Source organism: Streptomyces sp. NPDC040545 (assembly GCF_055595065.1).
On the sequence record NZ_JBVIWA010000001.1, the window covers coordinates 750,607 to 775,244 of the forward strand.

The following is a 24,638-nucleotide window of genomic DNA, read 5'->3' on the forward strand; positions in this document are numbered from 1 at the left end:
GTGGCATCCGCCGGCGCGCCCGGCGTCCGTGAACTGGCCGTGCTGCTGCGCGCCGCCGGACTCGACCCCTCCGCCGGGGAGATCGCCGACGCCCTGTGGCTGGCCGGGCACATCGGCGGGCCCGCGCAGGCCGCCCCGGGCGGGCCGGGGCCGGGCGCCCCGGAGACCGCGCCCGAGGAACCGGGAGAGGCGCCCGCCGAGCCCGTACGCACAGACACGGAGGCCGACGCTCCGGTCGGGCTCTACGCCCCCGGGACGGCCCGGGCCGACGGCGCCGACGGGGAACGGCCGCAGGAGTCGCCCGAGGAGTACGGAGTGCCCGTACGCGTGCCCGGGGCCGCCGCGCTGCCCCGCATCCTGGACATCCAGCGGGCCCTGCGCGCCCTCCAGCGGCACCGCCCGCCCGGCCCGCCCACCCGGCTGGTGATCGACGAGTCGGCCACCGCCGAGGCCAGCGCCCGGGCCCTCGGACTGGTCATCCCGGTGCTCCGGCCGACGAGCCGGCGCGAGGCGACCGTACGGCTGGTGATGGACGCGTCCCCGTCGATGGCCGTCTGGCAGGACATGTTCGAGGAACTGCGGTCCGTGTGCGAGCGGTTGGGCGCCTTCCGGGACGTCCAGGTGCACTATCTGCACCGCCTCACCGACGGCACGGCCGCGCTCGGCCGCAGCCCGGCACCCGGCTGCGTACGCGCGTCCGGCCTGCGCTCCGGTGACCAGTTGCGGGACCCGACCGGCCGGGCCCTGACCATGGTGGTATCCGACTGCGCCGGGCCGCTGTGGCGCGAGGGCACGGCGCAGCGGCTGCTCCACCGGTGGGCCGAGTGCGCCCCGTGCATGGTCGTCCAGCCGCTCCCGCAGCGGCTGTGGGGGCGCAGCTGGCTGCCCACCGAGCGGGGCACGCTCACCCGGCCGGAGGGCGGCGGGCAGAAGCTCACGTTCCGGCCGGACCGGCCGCCGCTGCCCGGGCGGCCCACGGGCGGGCTGACGGTGCCGGTGCTGCCGCCGAGCGCGACCGCCCTCGGGGCGTGGGCCCGGCTGCTGGCCGGGCTGACGGCCGGGCCCGTACCGGCCGAGGTGGGCCGGGTGCTGGCCGACCATCCGGCCGCGCCCCTGCCGCCGCCGCGCGCGGTGCGGCCGCCGCGCGAACTGGTGGCGCGGTTCCGCTCCTCGGCCGCGCCCCGGGCCGTACAGCTCGCGGTGTACCTGTCGGCGGCGCCGCTGACGCTGCCCGTGATGCGGCTGGTGCAGCGCACGATGCTGCCGGACTCCGAACCCTCCGACCTGGCGGAGGTGCTGCTGAGCGGGCTGCTGCGGCGCAGCGGGCCGGGGCCGGGGCACTGGTACGAGTTCGTCCCCGGGGTGCAGGACGTACTGCTGGGGCCGCTGGGGCGGGACGAGGCCGCGCTGGTGCTCAAGCACTGCTCGGAGTACGTGCTGGCGCACTTCGGCCGGGGCGTACGGAACTTCCCCGCGCTCGCCGTCTCCCAGCTGACCGGGACCCCGCCGGCGGTCGCCGACCCCGGACCCGAGGAGGACGAGCGGGTGCCCGAGGGACGGCTCCCGCAGGCCTTCGCACAGGTTTCGGCCAAAGTCGTACGGCGCTACCTGCCCGGAATGCCGCAGGAGGGCCCCGCGGTACGCCGGCCCGCCGCGGCCCCGGTGCCCACCCGGGCCGGGGCGGTGCGCGCCGCCCGGGACCGGCTCGCCGACGCCGACGCCGACGGGGACGGCGGCGCGCGGGCGCTGTACGAGGCCGTGGCGGTGCTCCGGCGGGCGGTGACGGCCCCGGCGGGACCCGGCGACCCGCCGGAGGAGGCGGAGACCGAGCTGGCGGGGGCGCTGCTGCGGCTGTGGGCGGCCCAGCGGGACCCGGAGCTCCTGGCCGAGGCGGAACGGGCCGTGACCGGCCTGCGGACGGCGCGGGCGGGGGCGGTGCTCGGCCGGGTGCTGTACGAGCGCGCGCTGGCCGCCGGACCGGACGCGGAGCTGCTGGCGGCGGCGGACATGCAATTCGCGGCGGCCGGAGCCGCGGCCGACCCGGAACTGCGCCGGGACTGCGCGGTACGGCGCGCGGAGACCCTGATCCGGCTGAGCGGGCTCCGGGACGAGGCGGGCGCGCTGCGCGAGGCCCGGGCGGCCCTCGAACCCCTGGCGGGCCGGGCGCCGGGCGCGGACACCGCCGCCGCAGCCGGCCCGGACGGCGGCGGGGACGGCGGCCCGGACAGCGCCACGGACGGTGCCGCCACCGACGGCGGCCCGGCGCCGTACCCCGAGCTGCACCTGGCCCTCGGCCGCGTCCTGCTGGCCCTGCTGCCCCGCACCCCGGACCCGGCCGAGCGCACGGCCCTGGCCGCACAGGCCGCGGCCCGCCTCGCCGCGGCCCTGACCGCCCCGCCCGGCGCCCATGGCCGCACCGGCCCGGGCACCGCCCAGGTCCGGGTGGAGCTCGCCGACGCGCTGCGCCACCTCCCCCGCCGGCTGGAGGAGGCCGCCGGGCAGCTGGACGCCGCCCTGGCCGAGGCGGGCGGGGACCCGGAGCTGCGGGTGGCCGCCCTGGTGTGCCTGGCGCGCGTGCACCGGGAGCGCTACGCGCGGGACGCCGATCCGACGGCACTGGAGGACGCGGCCGAGGCGTACGCCCGGGCCCGCCGGCTGATCCCCCGCGACGCGGAGGCCTTCGGGGAACTGCTGCCCGAGTGGGGCGACGTACTCCTGGACCGGGCCCGGGCCACCGGCGGGCGGCGGTTCACCGGGGCCGCCGTACGCGTCCTGCGCGAGAGCCGGGCCGCGGTACCGCAGTCCGACCCCGGCGCGGCCCGACGGCTCCTGCGGCTGGCCACCGGGCTCCGGCTGCGGCACACGTACGAGGGCGACCCGGTGGACCTGCGGGAGGCCGAGTACCTGCTGGAACTGGCCGTCCGGCACAGCCGCGACCCGCTGGAACAGGCCCGCATCTGGCGGGACCACGGCGACGTCCAGCAGGAGATCCACGGCCACACCCGGGCGCTGGAGCGCCTCGACCGGGCGGCGGACTCCTACCGGCGGGCCTGGCGGGCCGCCCTGGAGGCCGACGTGGAGGAGCGCGAGGACACCGCCGTCCAGCTGGCCGCCCGCGTACAGCAGTTGCGCGGGGGCGTACTGGAACGCCTCGCCCGGCCCCGCGCGGCCCTGGACGCGTACCGCTCGGCGCTGGAGCTGTTGACGCGGACCCGTGAGGGCGCCGCAGGACGCTCGGAGGCGGTCCGCGCGCGGATCCTGGCCCTGGAGGCCGGGCTCTGACGCCCGGGCCCGGGCGCGGCCGGGCCGGGGACCGCCGTTTCCACGGACCGGCCGACGGGAAAGGGAAGTTGACCATCCGGTGTGCGACGCGACAGGGGGCCCGGCGGCACATGGCGACGAAGCAGCAGGAAGTGGCGGCGGCGACCCCGGGATGTCCGGGGCGGCTGCCGGATCTCTCCGGGCTGGACCTGGCGGCGCTGCGCGGGATCGACCATCCCGTGCTGGCCCGGGTGATCGAGGGCATGGTCGAGCGGGTGACCCATCCCGCGGAGATCCTCAACGCCTTCGACTCCAGCGTGGCCTGATCGCAGGCACCATGCCTGATCCGTCCCACCTTGAAACCGAGTTGACCACTTTCCGCCGTTAGCCGGGACCGTCCCCAGGGCAGGGATGGACCGTCCGCCGGGGTGTCCCCGGGCGGCTGTTGCCGGGGGAGGGAGGTGCGGCGATGCGGCGAGCGGTCACGAGCGGAACCCCGCTGCCCGCACCCGGCGGCCCCGACCCCACCGCGCCCCCTGACCCCGCCGCCTCCCACGCCGACGCGTATCCCGCCGGGCCCGCCGAAGCGGCGGCCGCCGGCCAGCGGCTGCGCCACGCCCGGTACGCGCCCTGGCCCTACACCCGGCTCGACGTGGCCGCCGCGCGGGCCGCCGGCCACCGGCCACACCCGATACGCCAGTTCGTCCTCAAGACCCGCAGCCGCTGCAACCTCGCCTGCACCTACTGCTACGTCTACGAGATGGCCGACCAGGGCTGGCGCGACCAGCCGCCCGCCATGACCCCCGCCACCGCCGCCCGCGCCGCGCAGCGGATCGCCGAGCACGCCGCCGCCCACGACCTGCCCCGGATCGATCTCGTCCTGCACGGCGGCGAACCGCTGCTCACCGCCCCGGCCCAACTGGCCGCGCCCGTCGACGCCGTCCGGGCCGCCGTGGCCGGGGCCGCCCCGGGCACCCGGGTCACCGCCACCGTCCAGACCAACGGCACCCTGCTCACCCGCGGCCGCCTCGCCGCCCTGGCCGCCGCCGGGATCCGCGTCGGCGTCAGCCTCGACGGCGGGCTGCCCGTGCACAACGCCCGCCGCGTGGACCACGCCGGGCGGCCCGGCTTCGCGTCCGCCGCCCGCGGCCTGCGGCTGCTGGCCCGCCATCCGCAGAGCTACGCCGGGGTGCTCTGCGTCGTGGATCTCGACCACGACCCGGTGGAGACCTACGAGTCCCTGCTCGCCTTCGCCCCGCCCAGCATCGGGCTGCTTCTGCCGCTCGCGAACTGGAGCGATCCGCCCCCCGGCCACCACCCGGGCCGGACCCCGTACGCGGACTGGCTCCTCGCCGTCTTCGAGCGCTGGTGGCACGACGGCGTACGGCGCACCCGGATCCGGCTCTTCGAGGAGATCATCGCCCTGCTGCTCGGCCTGCCCACCACCACCGAGACCCTCGGGCTCACGCCCGCCGCCACCGCCGTGATCGAGACCGACGGCTCCATCGAACAGGCCGACTCACTGAAATCCGCGTACGAGGGGGCCGCCGCGACCGGGATGACCCTCGACACCCACAGCTTCGACCAGCTCCTCGACCACCCCGGACTCGCCGCCCGCCAGCTCGGCCGGGACGCGCTCGCCGCCCGGTGCCGCGCCTGCGAGCTGGTCGACGTGTGCGGCGGAGGGCACTACCCGCACCGCTACCGCGCCGGCGAGGGCTTCCGCCAGCCGTCCGTGTACTGCGCCGACCTCCAGCCCCTGATCCGGCACATCGCCGCCGCCGTCCAACGGGCCGCGCAGACCGCCCGGCCCGCCGCCGAAGCCCCCACGACCGAAGCCCCCACGACCGAAGGCCGCGCCGGCGAAGCCCCCGCGTCCGTCGTCCCCGCCGCCGAAGGCCGCGCCGCCGAGGTCCCCGCCGCCGAAGTCCCCGCCGTCCACCCCCCGGCGGTCGCCTCATGACCGACGCCCTCACCACCTTCACCGTCTCCTCGCCCACCCTGCGCGCCCTCGCCTCCACCGAACCCTCCATGGAGGGCACCCGCCTGGTCCGCGACGTACGCCGCTCCAAACGCCTGCTCCTGCTGCGCGCGGTCCTCGACGCCGCCCCCGGCGGCCGGGCCGGGGAGACCGCCGACCACTGGGCCCTGCTGGAGGAGGCCGAGCGCCGCGACGCGGCCGCCGTGCGCGACGTACTGCACTACCCGGCCACCGGGGTGTGGGCCGAGGAGACCCTGCGCCGGCTGCACGCCCCCTGCGGCCCCCCGCCCGACCTCGGACACCTCGGGGCCCTCGCCGTCGCCGCCGCCCTGCGCGCCGGGATCCCCTTCAGCCACACCCTGCGGCCCCTGCACGGCCGGCTCGTCCTGCCCACCCTCGGACTGCTGCGCCCGGACCGGCCCGGCCCGCTCGCCCTCTCCGAACGCTCCTGGGACCCCGACGACCCCGCCACCGTGCCCCTGCACGCCCTGCCCGGCGGCCGGACCGCCCTCGACGACCTCGACCCCTACCGGGCACCCGGCCCCGCGCAGCCCGCCCCGGTCCGCCCCGCCCGTCGGCTCACCCCCAAGGGCCACAAGCGCTGGGACACCCAGTGGTCCGGCGCGCTCACCCTGCTCCAGCGCTACGACACCATCCGCGCCGAGGAGACCGTCCAGCTGCTGCGCTCCGTCGTACCGCTGGCCGGCGGCTCCCGCTCCAGCGGTGCCACCCTCCCCGCGGCCGCAGGCTCCGTACTCGCCCGCGCCCAGGCCCCGCCCGCGCTCGCCGCGACCCTCGTCCATGAGGTCCAGCACGGCAAACTGACCGCCCTCACCGACGTCCTGACCCTGCACACCGCCGACCACACGCCCCGTCACTGGGCACCCTGGCGCAGCGACCCCCGCCCCCTGGAGGGCCTGCTGCACGGCGCCTACGCCCACCTGGCCCTCGCCGGGTACTGGCAGCGCGCCGCCCTCTACGGGGCCCGCGGTGCCTGGGCCCAGCACGCCCGGATCCGCGCGCAGGTGGCCGCCGTCCTGCCCACCCTGCGGTCGCACGAGCAACTGACGTCCGCGGGACGGGAGTTCACGGACGCGATGGGGGCCGCCGAACGCGCCATGGACGACCTGCCGCCGCCCGGCGACCAGCACACCGCGGCCCGCCGCGCCGTCGACCGCGAACGCCGGGCCTGGTGCGAGGCACACCCCGAACTCGCGCCGTTCGCACACGGCTGACGGACCGTCCGCTGCGGTACCTTTCAAGCCCGTCCACCGCCCGGATTCCAGGGAGACGGCCCGATGACCACCGGTAGTCGCCAGGACCGTGAACCGGCGGCGCAGCAGCCGCCCCAGCCGCCCCAGCCGCAGCGATTCGTCATCAGCTTCGCGGGATTCAACCGCCCCTGGGCGGTGTGGATCGCGCACCGCCTGGAGGAACACGGCCACCGCGTCGCCCTCCAGCGCTGGGACCCGCAGAACAGCCCCGGCATCGACCAGGCCCTCGACGACCTGGCCCGCTCCGGCAGCCGGGTCCTCCTCGTCCTCAGCGAGCGCTACTTCTCCGCCGGCACCCACACCGACGAGCAGTGGAACACCGCCCTGCGCGCCGTCACCGACCGCCACCCCGACCGGTTCGCGGCGGTCTGCCTCACCGACGCCCCGCTGCCCAGCGCCGTCGCCGTACTGGAGAAGACCGACCTGTGGGGCCTGGACGCGTACGAGGCCGAGTACCGCGTGCTGCGCCGCCTGGAGCTGCCCACCGACCGGATCGGCACCGAGAGCGGCCGCCGCGGCCCCCGCTTCCCCAACGACCCGCCGGAGATCTGGGGCCGCGTCCCGCGCCGCAACCCTCGCTTCACCGGCCGCAACGACGTCATCGGCAACCTGCGCGAGGCGCTGACCGAAGCCCCGCCCGGCGCGTCCACCGTCACCCTCCTCGGGCTCTCCGGCGTCGGCAAGACCCAGGTCGCCACCGAGTACGCCTACCGCTTCGCCTCCGAGTACGACGTGGTGTGGTGGGTCCCCGCCGAAGACCGGCCCACCCTGCGCGAACGCCTCGCCGACCTGGCCCCCGCGCTCGGGCTGCCGCGTGGCGCCGGCAGCTACGGCGAGCAGATCCGGGCCGTCCTCGAAGCGCTGCGGCGCGGGAACCCGTACGGCCGCTGGCTGATGGTCTTCGACGGCTGCGACAACCCGGACGACCTGATCGACCTGCTGCCCTCCGGCGCGGGCGACGTCATCATCACCTCGCGCAACCGCGAGTGGGCCGCCCGGCACACCAGCCTCGTCGAGGTTCCCCTCTACGCCCGCCCCGAGTCGATCACCTTCATCCGCCGCCGGGCCCTGCGCCTGACCGCCGACGAGGCCGACCAGCTCGCCGAGGCCCTGGAGGACTACCCGCTCGCCCTCGACCAGACCGCCGGCTGGCTCGCCGACTCCCCGCTGCCGGTCGGCGACTACCTCGTCCTGCTCCAGCACCGGATGGACTCCCGCGAGGCCGTCACGGTCTCCGAGGACTACCCCCTGCCCTTCCCCACCGCCCTCGCCATACTGCTCAACAACGTCCGGGAGAACTTCCCCGACGCCCTCGCCCTGCTCCGGCTGTTCGTCTTCTTCGCCCCCGGCCCGGTGCCGCTGCGCCTGCTGCGCGAATTCCCCGCCGACGACGTGCCCGAACAGCTGGCCGGGCTGATCAACGACCAGATCCGGTGGAACGCCGCCCTCAACAAACTCGTCCAGTTCTCCGTCGTCCGGCTGGAGTACTCCGACCTGGCCGTGGAGGAAGGCGGCAGCGGGCTGGAAACCGTACAGCTGCACCGCATGGTCCACGGCATCGTCCGCGAGGACCTCTCCGAGGCGGAGGCCGAGCCCCTCGCCCGCGCCGTACGCCAGGTCCTCGCCGCCGCCGACCCGGGCCGGCCCTCGGACTCCCGCCTGTGGCCCCGGTACGCCGAACTCATCCCGCACCTGGCCACCTCCGGGGTGCTCACCAGCAGCAACCCGCGCATCCAGAACTTCCTGCTGCACTGCCTGCGCTACCTGATCCTCGCCGGGGAGTACCGCACCTGCCTGCGCCTGTCCGAGGAGACCGACCTGATCTGGCGCGCCCTGCTCGGCGAGGACCACCCCAAGGTCCGCGAACTCAGCTACCAGTACGGCGAAGCCCTGCGCAACCTCGGCCTGTTCCGGCGCGCCGAGACCCTCACCCGCGCCCGCGCCGACCGGCTCGCCGGGGAACGCGGCGACCGCGACCTGGAAACCCTGCGCGCCACCAGCTCGTACGGCGGGGTCCTGCTGTGCATCGCCCGCTTCGAACCGGCCCGGGAGATCTTCGAGCACTGCCTGGCCACCTACCGCGAACTGCTCGGCGAGGACGACTCCACCACCCTCGCCGCCCAGAACAACCTGGCCGCCACCTACCGCCTGCTCGGCCGCTACCAGGACGCCTACGACCTCGACCTGGACACCCTGCGCCGCCGCGAACGGGTCCTGCGGACCCATCACATCTCCACCCTGTCCTCCGGGATCGCCTGCGCCATGGGGCTGCGGCTGATGGGCCGCTACCACGAGGCCCAGACCCGGCAGGAACAGGGCGTGAAGATCAACACGCAGGTGCTGGGCCTGGAACACCCGCAGACCCTGCGCGCCGAGCACAACCTCGGGATGTGCCTGCGCCGCTCCGGGGACATCCCCGGCGCCGGCCTGCGGCTGCGGACCGTGTGGGAACGGGCCACCAGGGTCTTCGGGGCCGACTACCCGTGGACCCTGATGGTCGCCTCCGACTACGCCACCTACCTCAGGGAGTACGGCGACATCGGCGAGGCCCGCCGGATCTCCGAGGAGGTGGTCCGCGGCTATCAGTCCCAGCTCGGCCTCGCCCACCCGTACAGCATCGGCACGGTCGGCAACCTCGGCCTCGTGCTGCGGGCCCAGGGGGAGCGTGCGGCCGCCCTCTCGCTGGCGGAGCAGGCGCTGGTGGGCATGCGGGGCGCACTCGGCGACCAGCACCCCTGGACGCTGGGCTGCGCCCTGAACGCCACCGGCCACCGCAACATCACCGGGCGGCTGGAGGACGCGCTAGACCTGAGCCGGGAGACGCTGCGCGGGGCCGAGCGGGTCCTGGGCCCGGACCACCCGATGGCCCTGAGCGCCCGGATCGCCCTGGCGGCGGACCTCCGGTCGGTACGGGAGTACGAGGAGGCGGCGAAACACGAGGACGCGGGCATCAAGGGCCTCACCCGCACCCTGGGGGCCCAGCACGTCCACACGATCTCGGCGAAGCAACAGACCAGACCGTACTGGGATTTCGAGCCGCAGCCGTAGGGGAAGGTACGGGACTTACGCGCGCGGGGCCTTCACCCCCTCGGCTCCACCGCTCACGGTCGGCGGCTGCCCACCCGCCCCCCTCGGCGGCCGGGTGGGGGCCGAGGGCCCTGATCCCTTGCACCAAGCGTCTGCCGTGGGGAACGGCCGGGCGTTGGGGCGGGGTTGTTCCCGTCCGGCGGATGGGAACGACCCTCAAGGGTTACAGGCCCGGGATCCCGGTGAGGACGGGGCCGTTGTCGATCTGCCTGCCCTGGCCCTTGGCCCTGTCGCGTTCCGCGGGCGTGACGCACTGGGTGTCGCCCTCCCACTTCTCACGCCAGACGTAGCCGGGCTTGCAGGTGCTCGGTCCGTAGGCGCCGCCGCCGGGTTGGCGGTTGGGGTTGGCGTCGTGGACCTTCTGGCGTTCCTCCGGTGTGACGCACAGGGCGTCGCCGTCGTAGCTGTCCCGCCAGACGTAGCCGGGCTTGCAGGTGCTCGGTCCGTAGGCGCCGCCGCCGGGTTGGCGGTTGGGGTTGGCGTCGTGGACCCTCTGGCGTTCCTCCGGTGTGACGCACAGGGCGTCGCCGTCGTAGCTGTCCCGCCAGACGTAGCCGGGTTTACACGTATTCGGTCCGTAGGCACCCCCGCCGGGCTCGCGGTTGGGGTTGCTGTCGTCGGCGCGGACGCCGGCCGTGGCGCGGGGCGGGTGGCCGATCGCGGCCGAGGCCGGCAGCGCGACGGCTCCGGAGATGAAGGCGACCGAGGCGACGGGTATGACGAAGCGCGCGACGCGCCGCTTGGGCCGGGTGGCGGCCGGGGTGTGGAGGTCGTTGGACATGGTGGGCTCCTCGAAGGTGTGGACCGGCTGGTTCGGGGCCCCGCGGTCCGCGCCGCGGGGTCACACCTCCAGTACGCCCGTCGGCGCCGGTCCCGGTCATGCCCCGCACGCTCGTGACTTGACAGGACGGAGCACGACGGGAAGAGGGCCAGGGGCGCCGGAAGGCCCGGCCCGGAGCCCCCGGCTGTTGTTACTTGAGCATGATGCTGGCTCCGAATATGTTGCCGACCTCCGCGCATTCCTTGACGTCATCGCGGCTGAAGTAAGGGGTGCTGGCGGTGCCGGTCAGTCCCTTGGCGGTCGAAGTGCAGTACCACTTGCGCGGCCCCTTGTAGGCCACCTTCCAAACCTCGCTCTTTCCTGCCGCCATGTTTCCGGAGCATTGCGTTGCGACGTCCGTGTGGACGCAGATGTTCGCGATGGTCGCCGAGAAATTGCTGAGGCGGAAGGCCGCGACCGGTGCCGCCTGGCTCGCAGGTGCGGTCACGATCATTCCCGCACCGACGGCTGCCACCATTCCGGCGACCGTGGCCAGCTTGGTGGTCCGCTTCATGGTTCGAGACATGTTTCCTCCAGTTGTGGCATTTCTGTGCTGCAATTTCGGGCACGGCCTTATGTCGGTGCAATTCGCGATCGCCCGATGTGCCCTTTGATAATGGCGGCGGTTCCGTATTAAACTTTCCGCGCCCCGGATCGGTGGTTCACGTCTGCCGTGCGAGCTCGCCGCGCTCCCGGCGGGCCGCGTCCGCCTCCTCGCGCACCTTGTCGAGTCGCTCCTCCAGCTGGGCGACCCGCTCGCGGTAGCGCTCCAGCTCGGCCCGCACGAACTGCACGTCGGACACCTGCTGTGCGGACTCCTGGCGGATCTTGTCCGTCTCCGCCTCGAACCGGTGCCTGGCGACGTCCAGTTGGGCGATGGCCATGTCCGCGGCCTCCTCCGCCAGCGCGGTGCGCCGTTCGGCGTCCAGGGCTCGCCGGCCCGCGGCCTCGGTGACGGCCTTGATGCGCTCCTCGGCCGCGGTCGAGTCCGTGATGATCGCGAGCTCCTCGATGTAGCCCGGCAGGTCCGTGGACAGCTGGGAGATGAGCGCCACGAGGTCGGCGCGAGCGCCGGATCCGTCCTGGGCCGCCTTCTTGGTCTCGGCCGCCCGGCGTTTCTCGTCCTTGCGCTGCTGCCGCTTGGCCCGGAACCTGCGGAACGCCCCCAGCGCGTTGTGATCCGGGTGGGCGCAGTACGTGGGCTCGGGGTTGCCGGGCGTCGGCGCCTCGGGGTGGTTGGTGCACTCCGGGTAGGCGCAGAGGGGAAGCGTCTCGACCGTCATCGTCCTGCTTTCTCGTGAGATTTCGGGTTCGTCGGAGACGACCGGTATCGGGCGCGGATCGCGCCGTCCGGTCGCACTCGGTGATGTACGAACACGCTAGAGGCAGCAGGGGAGTTGTGGGCGTCCCACGAGGGGGCGTCATGAATCGGTAAGATCATCGGCCGTCCGGGGCCATGACAGCCGGAAGGCCCGGCCCCCGTGGGGGGCCGGGCCTTCCGTACCGCTGGGATGGGGGCGGGGTTACGCCTCGAAGACCTCGTTCAGCAGGAGCTGCTGCTCCGCCTGGTGGCGCTTCGCGGAGCCCACCGCCGGGGACGAGCCGTGCGGGCGCGAGATGCGGCGCAGGCGCTCGCCCGACGGGACCTCCGCGCCGACCGCCAGGTCGAGGTGGTCGATCAGGTTCAGTGCGATGAACGGCCACGCACCCTGGTTCGCCGGCTCTTCCTGGGCCCAGATGTACTTCGCGGCGTTCGGGAACTTGGCGATCTCCGCCTGGAGTTCCGCGCCCGCCAGCGGGTACAGCCGCTCGATGCGGATGATCGCGGTGTCCGTGATGCCGCGCTTCTCTCGCTCGGCCACCAGGTCGTAGTAGACCTTGCCCGCGCAGAAGACGACCTTGCGGACCGCGTTCGCGTCCACCGTGCTGTCGCCGATGACCGGACGGAACGAACCGGTCGTGAACTCCTCCGCCTTCGACGCCGCGGCCTTCAGACGCAGCATCGACTTCGGGGTGAAGACGATGAGCGGCTTGTGGTGCGGGTTGTGGACCTGCCAGCGCAGCAGGTGGAAGTAGTTCGACGGCAGGGTGGGCATGGCCACCGTCATGTTGTCCTGCGCGCACATCTGGAGGAAGCGCTCGGGACGCGCGGACGAGTGGTCCGGGCCCTGGCCCTCGTAGCCGTGCGGAAGGAGCAGCGTGACGCCGGAGGTCTGGCCCCACTTCTGCTCGGCCGAGGAGATGAACTCGTCGACGACGGTCTGCGCGCCGTTGACGAAGTCACCGAACTGGGCCTCCCAGAGGACCAGCGCGTCCGGACGGGCCAGCGAGTAGCCGTACTCGAAGCCCATGGCCGCGTACTCGGAGAGCAGCGAGTCGTAGACGTTGAAGCGGGCCTGGTCGTCCGACAGGTACTGCAGCGGGGTGTAGTCCTCGCCCGTCTCCCGGTCGATCAGCACCGCGTGGCGCTGGCCGAACGTACCGCGACGGGAGTCCTGGCCGGACAGCCGGACCGGGGTGCCCTCCATCAGCAGCGAGCCGAAGGCCAGGGTCTCGCCCATGCCCCAGTCGATGGTGCCCTCGTCGATCATCGCCGCGCGGCGCTGCAGCTGCGGCAGCAGACGCGGGTGGACGGTGACGTGCTCGGGGATGTTGACCTGGGACTCGGCGATCCGCTTGACGACGTCCTGCGAGATCGCGGTGTTCACGGCGACCGGGAACTCCTGCGCGGTCTGCGCGGGCGTCACCGGGGCGCCGGCGGCCGGGGCCGTGGACGCCTCGCGGACCTCCGCGAAGACCTTCTCCAGCTGGCCCTGGAAGTCCTGGAGCGCCTGCTCGGCCTCTTCCAGGGTGATGTCGCCGCGACCGATGAGGGACTCGGTGTAGAGCTTGCGCACCGAGCGCTTCTTGTCGATCAGGTCGTACATCAGCGGCTGCGTGAACGCCGGGTTGTCCGACTCGTTGTGGCCGCGGCGGCGGTAGCAGATGAGGTCGATGACCACGTCCTTGTTGAACGCCTGGCGGAACTCGAACGCCAGCCGCGCGACGCGGACGACGGCCTCGGGGTCGTCGCCGTTCACGTGGAAGATCGGCGCCTCGATCATGCGGGCCACGTCGGTCGCGTACATGGACGAACGCGAGGACTCCGGGGCGGCGGTGAAGCCGACCTGGTTGTTGATGACCACGTGCACGGTGCCGCCGGTGCGGTAGCCGCGCAGCTGCGACATGTTCAGCGTCTCGGCGACGACGCCCTGGCCCGCGAAGGCCGCGTCGCCGTGGAGCGCGAGCGGGAGGACCGTGAAGTCCGTGCCGCCCTTGTTGATGACGTCCTGCTTGGCGCGGGCGACACCCTCCAGGACCGGGTCGACCGCCTCCAGGTGGGAGGGGTTCGCGACGAGCGAGACCTTGATCTGCTCGCCGTCCAGGCCGGTGAAGGTGCCCTCGGCGCCCAGGTGGTACTTGACGTCGCCGGAGCCGTGCATGGACTTCGGGTCGAGGTTGCCCTCGAACTCGCGGAAGATCTGCGCGTACGACTTGCCGACGATGTTCGCGAGGACGTTCAGGCGGCCGCGGTGGGCCATGCCGATGACGACCTCTTCGAGGCGGGCCTCGGCGGCCGAGTCGATGACGGCGTCGAGCAGCGGGATGACGGACTCGCCGCCCTCCAGGGAGAAGCGCTTCTGGCCGACGTACTTCGTCTGCAGGAAGGTCTCGAAGGCCTCCGCCGCGTTCAGGCGGCGCAGGATGCGCAGCTGCTCCTCGCGCTCCGGCTTGGAGTGCGGGCGCTCGATGCGGTCCTGGATCCAACGGCGCTGCTTGGGGTCCTGGATGTGCATGAACTCGACGCCGGTGGTGCGGCAGTACGAGTCGCGCAGCACGCCGAGGATGTCGCGGAGCTTCATCATCGACTTGCCGGAGAAGCCGCCGACCGCGAACTCGCGCTCCAGGTCCCACAGGGTGAGGCCGTGCTCGGTGATGTCGAGGTCGGGGTGCTTGCGCTGCTTGTACTCCAGCGGGTCGGTGTCGGCCATGACGTGGCCGCGGACCCGGTAGGAGTGGATCAGCTCGAAGACGCGGGCGGCCTTCGTGACGTCGTCGTCGTGCGAGGCGTCGATGTCCCGGAGCCAGCGGACCGGCTCGTACGGGATGCGCAGCGCCTCGAAGACGTCGTCGTAGAAGCCGTTCTCGCCCAGCAGCAGGTTCGCGACGATGCGCAGGAACTCGCCGGAGGCCGCACCCTGGATGACCCGGTGGTCGTAGGTCGAGGTCAGGGTCATGACCTTGGAGATGCCCAGCTTGTTCAGGGTGTCCTGCGAGGTGCCCTGGAACTCGGCCGGGTAGTCCATGGAGCCGACGCCCATGATGACCGACTGTCCGGGCATCAGGCGGGGCACGGAGTGCACGGTGCCCAGGCCGCCGGGGTTGGTCAGCGAGACGGTGACGCCGGTGAAGTCGTCCATCGTCAGCTTGCCGACACGGGCGCGGCGGACGATGTCCTCGTAGGCCTGCCAGAACTCGAAGAAGTTGAGGGTCTCGGCCTTCTTGATGCCGGCGACGACGAGCTGGCGGTCACCGTTGGGCTTCACCAGGTCGATCGCGAGACCGAAGTTGACGTGCTCAGGCTTGACCAGGGTCGGCTTGCCGTCCTTCTCCGCGAAGGAGTAGTTCATGGCCGGCATGGCCTTGATCGCCTGCACCATCGCGTAGCCGATGAGGTGCGTGAAGGAGATCTTCCCGCCCCGGGCGCGCTTGAGGTGGTTGTTGATGACGATGCGGTTGTCGAACAGCAGCTTCACCGGGACGGCGCGGACGGAGGTGGCCGTCGGCACGTCGAGGGAGGCGTTCATGTTCTTGGCGACGGCAGCCGCCGGGCCGCGGAGCGTCACCAGCTCGGGGCCCGCGGGGGCCTCGGTGGCGGGCGCGGCCTTCTGGGGGGCTACGGAGGAGGGGGCGGGCGCGGCCGGTGCGGCGGCCGGGGCCTGGGAGGTGACAGTCACAGCAGGGGCACCAGAGGGGGTGGCAGGAGCAGGGGCAGGAGCTGACACAGGCGCAGACGCCGGCGCGGCGGCAGCCGCTCCAGCGGAGCCGGTGCTCGCAGCGGGTGTCGGGGCAGGGGCTGCGGCGCGCGCCGCCCCCGTGGCGGCGGCGTCGGTGGCCTGCGGCCCCGCGGTGACGGTGGTGGCGGCCTGTGCGGAGGCGCCGTCCGTCGTCGCGGGCTTCTGGGGACCGTCCGACTTCACCGGAGCGACAGCGCCACCCCGCTTGTAGTCGGCGAAGAAGTCCCACCAGGCCCGGTCGACCGAATTCGGGTCCTGGAGGTACTGCTGATAGATCTCGTCGACGAGCCACTCATTGGCGCCGAAGCCTGAGGCAGGGTTCTTCCCGCCCTCTGCTGCTTCGGTCGTGGTGCTCGAGTTACTGGGGGACTGTGGCGACACGGCGGCAACCGCCCTCTTCCGCTTCACAAGGTATGGACAGCGGGAATAAAGGCTACGCCTCATCGGGCGCTGCATGCAGGCCGGGCGGGACTTACGTCGCGCAGGTCACATCGAACGGCGGGTTTCGGGACGTGGAATGGCGGGAAACGAGCCTGGTTCGGGTAGGGGGCACCGAGGTTGCGGCCCCCTTGGCTTCGCACCCCTGACGGACCCCGGGTACGTGTGGCCGAGATCATGTCCTTCCCACTCGAACCCTACGTCAACACGGCACCTATGAACTGCCCGGGAGCGTGACGAGGATGCGGCAGCCGCGTGACGATTCGGCCACTCCGATCCGGCCTCCGTGCAGTTCCACGGCCCAGCGGGCGATCGCCAGGCCCAGTCCGGTGCCTCCGTCGCCGCCGCGCGCGCTGCCCCGGTTGAACCGCTCGAAGACGCGGTGGCGCTCCGCCTCGGGGATGCCCGGGCCCTCGTCCCGTACCTCCAGCACCAGGCTTCCGGGCGCGTCGCCGGTCCGGGCGCGGACCGTGACCCGGCCGTGCGGAGGGCTGTGCTTGACCGCGTTGTCGATCAGATTTGCGACCACCTGGTGCAGCCGCTCGGCGTCCGCGAGCGCCCACAGTTCGGACGGGAAGACGTCCAGGTGCAGGTGCACGTCGTTGCGGGCGTGCCCGCCCGAACCGGAGAGGAGCCCGGGCCGGCCGGCGGCCGCCAGCCGCGATTCCTTCAGTACGCCCGACAGGTACGGCCACACCTCGAAGCGGCGGGCGCGCAGCGGGACCACGCCGTTGTCCACCCGGGACAGGTCCAGCAGGGTCTCCACGAGCCCCCCGAGCCGCTCGGTCTGCTTGAGCATCGTGCGCATGGTCTCCGGATCGGCGGCCGAGACCCCGTCCACCACGTTCTCCAGCACGGCCCGCAGCGCCGCGATGGGCGTGCGCAGCTCGTGCGAGACGTTGGCGACGAGTTCCTTGCGGTGCCGGTCCACGGCCTCCAGGTCGTCCGCCATCAGATTGATGGTGGCGGCCAGGTCGCCCAGCTCGTCGCGGCGCCCCGCCCCGCGTACCCGCCGGGTGAAGTCGCCGTGGGATATCGCGCGGGCCACCGTCGTCATGTCGTCCAGCGGCGCCGTCAGGCTGTGCGCCACGAACTGGGTGATCAGCATCGAGGCGATCACCGAGAAGACCGTGATGAAGCGCAGCTCGGTGTCGGTACGCAGGGCCACCAGCAGCAGGCCCGTCGTGATGAAGACCGAGACCACCACGAGCGTGCCCAGCTTGGTCTTGATCGAGAACGGCGAGAAGGGCCGCAGCCCCGCAGGAGGCCGTTGCCGCAGCCGCTGCCGGTTCGGCGGGCCGCTCATGCCTGGGCCGGGGTCTCCAGGGCGTACCCGACGCCGTGGACCGTACGGATCCGCTCCGCGCCGATCTTGCGGCGCAGGGCCTTGATGTGGCTGTCGACGGTACGGGTCCCGGACGCGTCGGCCCAGTCCCACACCTCGGCCAGCAGCTGCTCCCGGGAGAGCACCGCCCGCGGGGTCCCGGCCAGGCACACCAGCAGGTCGAACTCGGTGGGGGTCAGGTGCACGTCCTCGCTGTGCACCCGGACCCGGCGCTGGGCGTGGTCGATCTCCAGATCGCCCAGGCGCAGGGTGGCCCCGCGCGGGGTGTGCGCGGCCATGGTGGCCCGCTCCACGCGCCGCAGCAGTACATGGACCCGGGCGGCCAGCTCGCGCATCGAGAACGGCTTGGTCATGTAGTCGTCGGCGCCGACCCCGAGCCCGACCAGCAGGTCGGTCTCGTCGTCACGCGCGGTGAGCATGAGGACCGGCACGGGCCGCTGGGCCTGGACCCGTCGGCAGACCTCCAGGCCGTCGAAGCCGGGCAGCATGATGTCGAGGACCAGCAGCTCGGGCAGCCAGGTCTCGGCCGCCGTGACGGCCGAGGGGCCGTCGCCTGCGGTCTGCACCTGGAAGCCCTCGGCGCGCAGACGGGCCGCGATGGCCTCGGCGATGGTGTGGTCGTCCTCGACGACCAGCACACGCCGCTGGGCGCCGGGTGTCGCCGCGGCGCTCTGATGGGTGGTGTGTGTCTGTTCCATGTCCGCCCCTGAAGATCCCGCGTGAATGGGGTGCAGCGTAGAGGAGGCGTCGGCCTGCGGCTACGTGGGGTTCGGACATGGCATATGTGCTGGACCACAGTAAGCGGAATATGTGATACCGGGTGCCGGTCCCCCCACGGGACCGGCACCCGGCGGGCGAGACCGGTCAGGTGCCTCGCCGTTCTTGCCCTCCGAGGGGCGTCCGGGGGGGGGGGCTACGGGGCCTGGAGGGTCAGGCCGTGGCCGTGCGGGAAGACCGGGTCGAGGGTGTCGTTCGGCACATCGGGGCGGGAGGCCTCTACGGCCTTCATCGAGCGGGGGAGCTCGAAGGGGAGGCGGCCCCCGGGGGTGGCGCGGCCGAAGGCCACGTCCAGCAGGGCGGCGTCGCCGGCCCCGTAGTCGGCGATCAGGGCCGCCGCGCGCTCGGCGATCTCCGGGATGACGGCGGCCCGCTCCAGGTTGATGCAGACCAGGGTCGGGACCTGGTCCAGGAGGGCCAGGATCTGCGCCAGCTCCGGCTCGGGGAAGGCCAGCGAACCCGAGTGGAAGTAGGACTCGAAGATGTTCTCGCGCGGCTCGTACGGGGTCCGCAGCCGCAGTACGGCGAGATCCGCCTCGGCCGGGTCGGCGACGACCTCGCCGTACCCGGCGGCGACGGCCGCGTCCACGTTGCGCACGTACAGCTTCGGCCGCGCGGTGAGCGGGAGCAGGCCGTCCCGGTTGGTCAGGACGGTCAGGGAGCGGCGCTGGGCCGCGGCCCCCAGGGCCGTGAAGTCGGACCGGCCGACGATCTCGGCCGCCGCGTCCGGGTCCACGTACGGGTCCTCGAACAGGCCGAGCGTGAACTTCTCCCGCAGCAGGCGGCGTACCGAGTCGTCGATCCGGGACTCCGCGACGCGGCCCGAGCGGACCAGTTCCACGATCACCTCGGGGCACTGCTCGCCGCCGAACTGGTCGCAGCCGGCCTCCAGGCCGCGCGCCGCCCGCTCGGCCACGCTCAGGTGCTCCAGGCCCCACGCGCGCGCCGGATGCACCTGCCCGAAGATCGTCGCGTCGTTGAGCAGCCCCCAGTCGCTGCAGACGATGCCCCCGAAGCCGAGCTCCTCGCGGAGCAGGCCGGTGACCACGCCCTTGTTGAAGCCGAAGCCGACCTCCTCCCAGTCCGTGCCGATCGGCTGGCCGTAGTACGGCATCATCTGCGCGCACCCGGCGGCGATCGCCGCCCTGAACGGTTCCAGGTGGTGCTCTCGCATGCCGCCCGGGTAGACCTGCTCCTTGCCGTGCGCGAAGTGCGGGTCCTCGCCGTCCTTCTGCGGGCCGCCGCCGGGGAAGTGCTTGACCATCGCGGACACCGACCCGGGGCCGAGGGCCGGGCCCTGCAGGCCGCGTACGTACGCCGCCACGAGCTCGCCCGTCAGCCGGGCGTCGGAGCCGAAGGTGCCGGACTGGCGGGCCCAGCGGGGCTCGCTCGCCAGGTCGATCTGCGGGTGCAGGGCGACGCGGAAGCCGACGGCGAGGTACTCGCGGCGGACGGTGTCGGCGAACCGGTGGACGAGCTCGGGGTCGCCGATGGCGGCCAGGCCCAGGGCCTCCGGCCAGGCGGAGAAGGCGCCGGAGTTGAAGGACGCCCCGATGTTGTCGGTGAAGGTGTGGCGCGGGTCGGTGGAGAGGGTGACCGGGATGCCGAGGCGGGTGGCCGCGGCCATCTCCTGCACGGCGTTCTGCCACCGCGCCATCTCGCGGGGCCCGTAGGTGCCGAGCAGGTTGAAGTGGGTGAGGTGGCGGTCCTCGATCAGCTCGGGCGTGGTGAAGGGGAGCATCGAGCCGTCGGTCTCGGTGACCGGGGTGCCGTCCGCGTTCATCATCAGCATGGAGTGGAAGAGCTGGCCGGCCTTCTCCTCCAGGGTCATCCGGGCGAGCAGGTCCTCCACGCGGCGGTCGACGGGCAGCGCAGCGTCTTGGTAATCGGGCGTCGCGTTCATGGCGGGGCTCCTGGAGCACGTGACCGGGCGGATCGGCAGGGTCAAGGTAGAGTCGAAAACCTTGCGCCTGCTAGGTTTTTGAAAAGTGAGCTGGGTCACGCGGACCGGACGGCCGGGAAACGCCGCGCCTTAGGCTGTCCGCATGGCACAGGACACGGGGCGCACCGAGCGGACCGGGCGGACCGGGCGGACGGAGCACAAGGTCTCGAAGGGCTCGGCCCGGGGGACCTACGCGGTGGGCGACGCCCGGCGGCAGAAGATCCTCGACACCGCCGTCGAGCACTTCGCACAGTGGGGCTTCAACGCGTCCTCGCTGGCCCGCATCGCCGCCGACTGCGGCATCACCCAGGGCGGACTGCTGCACCACTTCCGCGGCAAGGAGGACCTGCTGCTCTCGGTCCTCGCCCAGAGCGAGCGGCACGACGTGGAGCGGCTCTTCAGCGAGCCTGCCGGGTCGGTCGCCGCCCACTTCGCCACCGTCGTGGAACTCGCCGCGGACAACGAACGGCGGCCCGGCATCGTCCGGATGTTCAACACCCTGGTCGGCGAGTCCGGCAACCCGGAGCACCCGGCGCACGCGTACTTCACCCAGCGCTACGAGCGGGTGCTCGGCTACACCGTCGACCTGCTGGAGGCGGGCGTCGGCCGCGGCGAACTGCGCCCCGACACCGACTGCGGGGCCGTCGGCCGGGAGATCCTCGCCGTCATGGACGGCCTGCAGATCCAGTGGGTGCTGGCGCCCGGAAACGTGGACATGCCGGCCCGGCTGCGCGGATTCCTGGACCGGCTGCTGCGGGACATCTCGGCCGCGTCCTGAACGCCCCCGACACGTCCTAGCCGGCGGTGAACGGGGGCAGCGCGTCCAGCACCTTCGTGAGGGCCGCCGGCAGGGACCCCTGGTCACCGGCCACCTCGTGGCCGTCGTGCACGAAGGCGTAGAAGTACCCGTCGTAGATCGTCGGGCCGCCGGTGGCGATCCGGGGCAACCGGGCGAAGTCGGCCTCCCGCAGCGCGGTGCGCAGCGCGGCGAGCTCCGCCCCGGACAGCTTTCCGGTGCCCGTCGGCCGCGCCCCGGCGTCCAGCCGGGTGAAGGAGCCGTCGCCCTTGACGACGAGGGTGTGGGTCCGCCCGGCGAAGCCGCCGGTCCGCGTGACCCGGACCAGGGTCTCGCCGGGGGCGGGGACCTGGCCGGCCGTGGGGCTCGTGGTCGGGCCGGGCGTCGCGCCCGGGCTCGCGCCCGTGCTCGTACTCGCGCCCGTGTCCGCGGACGCGCTCGCACTCGTGCCCGGCCCGGTGGAGGACTTCGGGGCCGCGTCGTCGCCTGCGGAACCCGAGGGACCGCAGCCCGCCAGGGCCACCGTGCTCACCACCGCCACCACAACCGCCCGTAACGCGTGCACACCCACCTCCGCAGGGACTCGTGTCCACCCCCGAGTATGGAGTCCGCACACCCGTTGCGACACCCGTCACGACCGCACGCGGAGGCCGACATCAGCCGGATCGCCCCCTGGCGCCTGCTCCCGCCGCTGCTGGCCGTGCTCCTCGGCCTCTGGGGCCTGGAGCGGGGCGGCAGCATGTGGCGCGACGAGTCCGTCACCTGGCAGGTCGCCCACCGGCCGCTCGGCGGGATCCTGGAGCTGCTGGGCCGGGTCGACGCCGTGCACGGCCTGCACTACGTGCTCATGCACGGGGTGTTCCAGGGGTGGGAGGGCGGCCTGTGGGCGCTGCGGCTGCCTTCGGTCGCCGCCACCGCCCTCGCGGCCGCCGGGGTGGCCGCCGTCGCCCACCGGCTCGCGGGGGAGCGGGCCGCGCTGCTCGCGGGCTGCGTGTACGCCGTACTGCCCCCCGTACAGATGTACGCCCAGGAGGGGCGCTCCTACGCCCTGGTCGCGGCCGCCGTGGTGTGGGCGACGTACCTGATGCTCCGCGAGCGGTGGCCGGCCTACACGGTGGTGCTGCTCCTCGGCTGCTGGCTGCACGAGTTCGCCGCGCTCGCCCTGCTCGCCCACGCCTTCCCCGCGTGGCGCTCGCACGGCTGGCGCCGGAGCGCCGCCGTCGTGCTGGTCCTGCTGCTGCCGCTCGCCGTGGTGAGCGCCCTGCAGGCGGAGCAGCAGCTCGGCTGGCTCGGGCGGCCGAGCTGGCAGGACTGGGTGGCGTACGGGGTGGTGGGCGCCGCGGCCCTGCTGCTCGCGCGGGGCGCTCCGCCCGACCTCGTACGGGTGGCGCTCCCGCTCGTCCTGCTGCCGCCCGGGCTGCTGATGGTGATCTCCCTGGTCAACCCCTGGTACGTCGACCGGTACGTGATCTACGCGCTGGCCGGGCTCGCCCTGCTCGCGGGGGTCCGGCTCGCGCGGGCCCGCGGGTGGTGGCCGTGGCTGCCGGCGGGCGCGCTCCTGGTGCCGTTCGCCGTCTGGTCGGTGTGGCTGCGTACGCCGGAGAGCCGCAAGGACGACGTGCTCGCGGTGGCCGCCGCGGTCCGGGAGCGGGCCCGGCCGGGGGACGCGGTGCTGTTCATGCCCTCGCGCCGGCGCGAGTGGCTGCTGTCCTCGCCCGAGCTCTACGGGGAGCTGCGCGACGTGGCCCTGGACCGCACCCCGGCGGCCTCGTACAGCCTCCAGGGCACCGAACTGCCCCCGGACCGGATCCGCTCGGCGCTGCTGGCCTCGCCCCGGGTGATCGCCCTGCTGGACCCGGCCGGCCAGCCGCTGGACCCGTACCCGCGGGAGGCGGTCAAGCGGGAGGAGCTGGCCGCCCGCTTCGAGCTGTGCTCGGTGACCGGGGTGCGCGGCGCCCGGGTGGCGGTCTACGCCCGGCCGGGCGGCTGCGGCTGACCCCCGGACGGGGGGCCGGTCCGGGCCGCGTCGGAGGATGGGGGCGACCCGTGTCGTACAGCCGGAGGTGCCGCATGACCCCGCCCCAGGACGCCGCGTCCGAAGCGCAGCCTGACGCACAGCCCGAAGTACGGCCCGAGGCGCTGCCCGGAGCGTCGGCCGGGCCCCTTCCCGGACCGCTCGTCGGGGTCGACTGGCTCGCCGGGCGGCTGGGTGCGCCCGGCCTGGTCCTCTTCGACGCCTCCGTCGGCGCGCACCGCGCCGCGGCCCACCGGATCCCGGGCGCCCGCCCCTTCGACCTTGACGGGCCCCTGTCCGACCACACCGCGCCCGCCCCGCACACCATGCCCGGGGCCCCGGAGTTCACCGAGGCGATGCGCGCCCTCGGCGTCGACGACTCGGACACCGTCGTCGTCTACGACGGCGCCGGCGTCTACTCCAGCGCCCGCGCCTGGTGGATGCTGCGCGCCATGGGCTTCGACCGGGCCGCCGTCCTCGACGGGGGACTGCCCGCCTGGACCGCCGCCGGCCTGCCGACCTCGGCCACCGGCCCGGCGTACCAGGGCCCGCGCGGCTCCTTCACCGCCCGGCCCCGGGCCGGGCTGCTGGTCGACAGCGCCGCCGTCGCGCGGGCCCTGACCGACCCGGCCGCGGCCGTCCTCGACGCCCGCACACGCGAACGCTTCGCCGGCACCGCCCCCGAACCCCGCCCGGGCCTGCGCAGCGGCCACATGCCGGGCGCGGTCAACCTGCCGTTCGCCGCACTCCAGGACGCGAACGGTCTGATGCGGCCGGCCGGGGAACTGCGCTCCGTCTTCCGGGCGCTGACGGGGGGACGGGAACGGCTCTACCTCAGCTGCGGCTCCGGGGTGACCGCCTGCGTACTGGCCCTCGGTGCCGACCTCGCCGGGTACGAGGAGATAGCGGTGTACGACGGCTCCTGGAGCGAGTGGGGCGTGCCCTCGGAGCTGCCCGTGACCACCGGCCGGTAGTCCGTCCCCGCGCGGCTGGAGGCGGGGGTTAGCCCCACCGGGGGTCCGGGTACGAGCCCCATCGGCCCGGGGCACGCTCCCGATCCAGAATCGGGTCATGACCTCCCACACCACGTCCGCCCGCATGGCCCGCACCGCGATCGCCGCCCTCGGCGCCGGCCTCCTCCTGGCCGGCTGCTCCTTCCCGGGCGGCGCCTCCGCGGACGACGCCTACAAGACGGCGGCCGCCGACGCCACGGTCACCGAGGCGGTCAAGGCGGTGAAGGTGAGGGGGGCCCGGTCCGGCTCGATCGGCGTCACGCCCGGGAGCGGCCCCGGAGTCACGGTCCACCGCACCGTCCACTACCGCGGGGACACCGTTCCGGCGACCGGCCAGAAGGTCACCGCAGGCGTACTGACCTTCAGCGACAACTGCTCCGGGAACTGCTACATCGACTACCGGCTGGAGGTTCCGGCCGCCGCCACGGTCGAGCTTGAGAGCTCCAGCGGCGACATCGCCGTGACGGGTGTGGCGGGGGCCGAGGTGGAGGCCGACTCCGGCACGGTCACGGCCGGCCGGATCGGCGGCCCGCTGAAGGTCCGTACCTCCTCGGGCGAGATCACCGCCACCGAGCTGTCCGGCCCGAGCGCCGAGATCCGCTCGTCCTCGGGCAACACCCGCCTGGACTTCACGAAGGCCCCGGCATCGGTGCTCGCCGAGACCACCTCGGGCGACGTCACCCTGAAGGTCCCGCAGGCCCCGTACCGGATCAACGTCTCCACCGACTCCGGCGACCGCGACATCACCCTTCCGGACAGCGCCTCCGCCTCCTCCCGGATCTCGCTGGAGACCAGCTCGGGCGACATCCGCGTCTCCGCGCTCTGACGCGTTC

General features: G+C 73.7%; 17 protein-coding genes. 9 read left to right on the forward strand and 8 right to left on the reverse strand.

Annotated elements, in window-relative coordinates:
- From ACZ573_RS03670 to fxsT, 5 genes are all read left to right on the forward strand, one after another.
- Positions 1-3,282, forward strand: a complete 3,282-nt coding sequence (locus tag ACZ573_RS03670; protein ID WP_471298440.1) for an SAV_2336 N-terminal domain-related protein — start codon at positions 1-3, stop codon at positions 3,280-3,282.
- A gap of 110 nt (positions 3,283-3,392) precedes the next feature.
- Positions 3,393-3,587, forward strand: coding sequence for an FxSxx-COOH cyclophane-containing RiPP peptide (gene fxsA / locus ACZ573_RS03675; protein ID WP_382541979.1), 195 nt, complete (start codon positions 3,393-3,395; stop codon positions 3,585-3,587).
- Positions 3,588-3,730: 143 nt separating this feature from the next.
- Entirely contained in the window at positions 3,731-5,224 is a 1,494-nt protein-coding gene (locus ACZ573_RS03680; RefSeq protein WP_471298443.1) for an FxsB family cyclophane-forming radical SAM/SPASM peptide maturase, read from the forward strand.
- Positions 5,221-6,477: an HEXXH motif domain-containing protein gene (locus ACZ573_RS03685; protein ID WP_471298445.1), complete on the forward strand. Its 1,257-nt coding sequence runs from the start codon at positions 5,221-5,223 to the stop codon at positions 6,475-6,477. Before ACZ573_RS03680 ends, ACZ573_RS03685 begins: the two co-directional genes overlap by 4 nt.
- A gap of 63 nt (positions 6,478-6,540) precedes the next feature.
- A complete protein-coding gene (fxsT, locus tag ACZ573_RS03690) occupies positions 6,541-9,564 on the forward strand; it encodes an FxSxx-COOH system tetratricopeptide repeat protein (protein ID WP_471298448.1) in 3,024 nt (1,007 codons plus the stop codon).
- Between the two features lie 202 nt (positions 9,565-9,766).
- Here the strand turns inward: fxsT and ACZ573_RS03695 are convergent, their stop codons facing one another.
- The 7 genes from ACZ573_RS03695 to ACZ573_RS03725 all read right to left on the reverse strand — a co-directional run bounded on the left by ACZ573_RS03695 (position 9,767) and on the right by ACZ573_RS03725 (position 19,943).
- The gene (locus tag ACZ573_RS03695; RefSeq protein ID WP_471298451.1) at positions 9,767-10,384 is read right to left on the reverse strand and encodes a hypothetical protein; all 618 of its coding nucleotides are present in this window, start codon (positions 10,382-10,384) and stop codon (positions 9,767-9,769) included.
- A gap of 190 nt (positions 10,385-10,574) precedes the next feature.
- Positions 10,575-10,937 (reverse strand): hypothetical protein, encoded by a 363-nt coding sequence (locus ACZ573_RS03700; RefSeq protein WP_471298454.1) that lies wholly within the window; start codon positions 10,935-10,937, stop codon positions 10,575-10,577.
- 148 nt (positions 10,938-11,085) lie between these two features.
- Entirely contained in the window at positions 11,086-11,706 is a 621-nt protein-coding gene (locus ACZ573_RS03705; RefSeq protein WP_471298457.1) for a hypothetical protein, read from the reverse strand.
- A 240-nt stretch (positions 11,707-11,946) separates the two neighbouring features.
- A complete protein-coding gene (locus ACZ573_RS03710; protein WP_471298459.1) occupies positions 11,947-15,861 on the reverse strand; it encodes a multifunctional oxoglutarate decarboxylase/oxoglutarate dehydrogenase thiamine pyrophosphate-binding subunit/dihydrolipoyllysine-residue succinyltransferase subunit in 3,915 nt (1,304 codons plus the stop codon).
- Between the two features lie 271 nt (positions 15,862-16,132).
- Positions 16,133-17,224, reverse strand: a complete 1,092-nt coding sequence (locus tag ACZ573_RS03715) for a HAMP domain-containing sensor histidine kinase (RefSeq protein WP_471298462.1) — start codon at positions 17,222-17,224, stop codon at positions 16,133-16,135.
- Entirely contained in the window at positions 17,221-17,961 is a 741-nt protein-coding gene (locus ACZ573_RS03720) for a response regulator transcription factor (RefSeq protein WP_471298465.1), read from the reverse strand. Before ACZ573_RS03720 ends, ACZ573_RS03715 begins: the two co-directional genes overlap by 4 nt.
- Positions 17,962-18,176: 215 nt before the next feature.
- A complete protein-coding gene (locus ACZ573_RS03725; RefSeq protein ID WP_471298468.1) occupies positions 18,177-19,943 on the reverse strand; it encodes a glycoside hydrolase family 3 protein in 1,767 nt (588 codons plus the stop codon).
- Positions 19,944-20,085: 142 nt separating this feature from the next.
- On the opposite strand from ACZ573_RS03725, the gene ACZ573_RS03730 reads away from it, so the two are divergent.
- Positions 20,086-20,760, forward strand: a complete 675-nt coding sequence (locus tag ACZ573_RS03730) for a TetR/AcrR family transcriptional regulator (RefSeq protein ID WP_471298471.1) — start codon at positions 20,086-20,088, stop codon at positions 20,758-20,760.
- Between the two features lie 16 nt (positions 20,761-20,776).
- Here the strand turns inward: ACZ573_RS03730 and ACZ573_RS03735 are convergent, their stop codons facing one another.
- Positions 20,777-21,343 (reverse strand): hypothetical protein, encoded by a 567-nt coding sequence (locus ACZ573_RS03735; protein WP_471298474.1) that lies wholly within the window; start codon positions 21,341-21,343, stop codon positions 20,777-20,779.
- 36 nt (positions 21,344-21,379) lie between these two features.
- Between ACZ573_RS03735 and ACZ573_RS03740 the strand changes: the two genes are divergently transcribed.
- The 3 genes from ACZ573_RS03740 (at position 21,380) to ACZ573_RS03750 (ending at position 24,631) form a co-directional block, all read left to right on the forward strand.
- A complete protein-coding gene (locus ACZ573_RS03740) occupies positions 21,380-22,774 on the forward strand; it encodes a glycosyltransferase family 39 protein (protein WP_471298477.1) in 1,395 nt (464 codons plus the stop codon).
- 74 nt (positions 22,775-22,848) lie between these two features.
- Positions 22,849-23,766, forward strand: coding sequence for a sulfurtransferase (locus ACZ573_RS03745; RefSeq protein WP_471298480.1), 918 nt, complete (start codon positions 22,849-22,851; stop codon positions 23,764-23,766).
- A 97-nt stretch (positions 23,767-23,863) separates the two neighbouring features.
- The gene (locus ACZ573_RS03750) at positions 23,864-24,631 is read left to right on the forward strand and encodes a DUF4097 family beta strand repeat-containing protein (RefSeq protein WP_471298483.1); all 768 of its coding nucleotides are present in this window, start codon (positions 23,864-23,866) and stop codon (positions 24,629-24,631) included.
- The last annotated feature ends 7 nt before the right edge of the window (positions 24,632-24,638 follow it).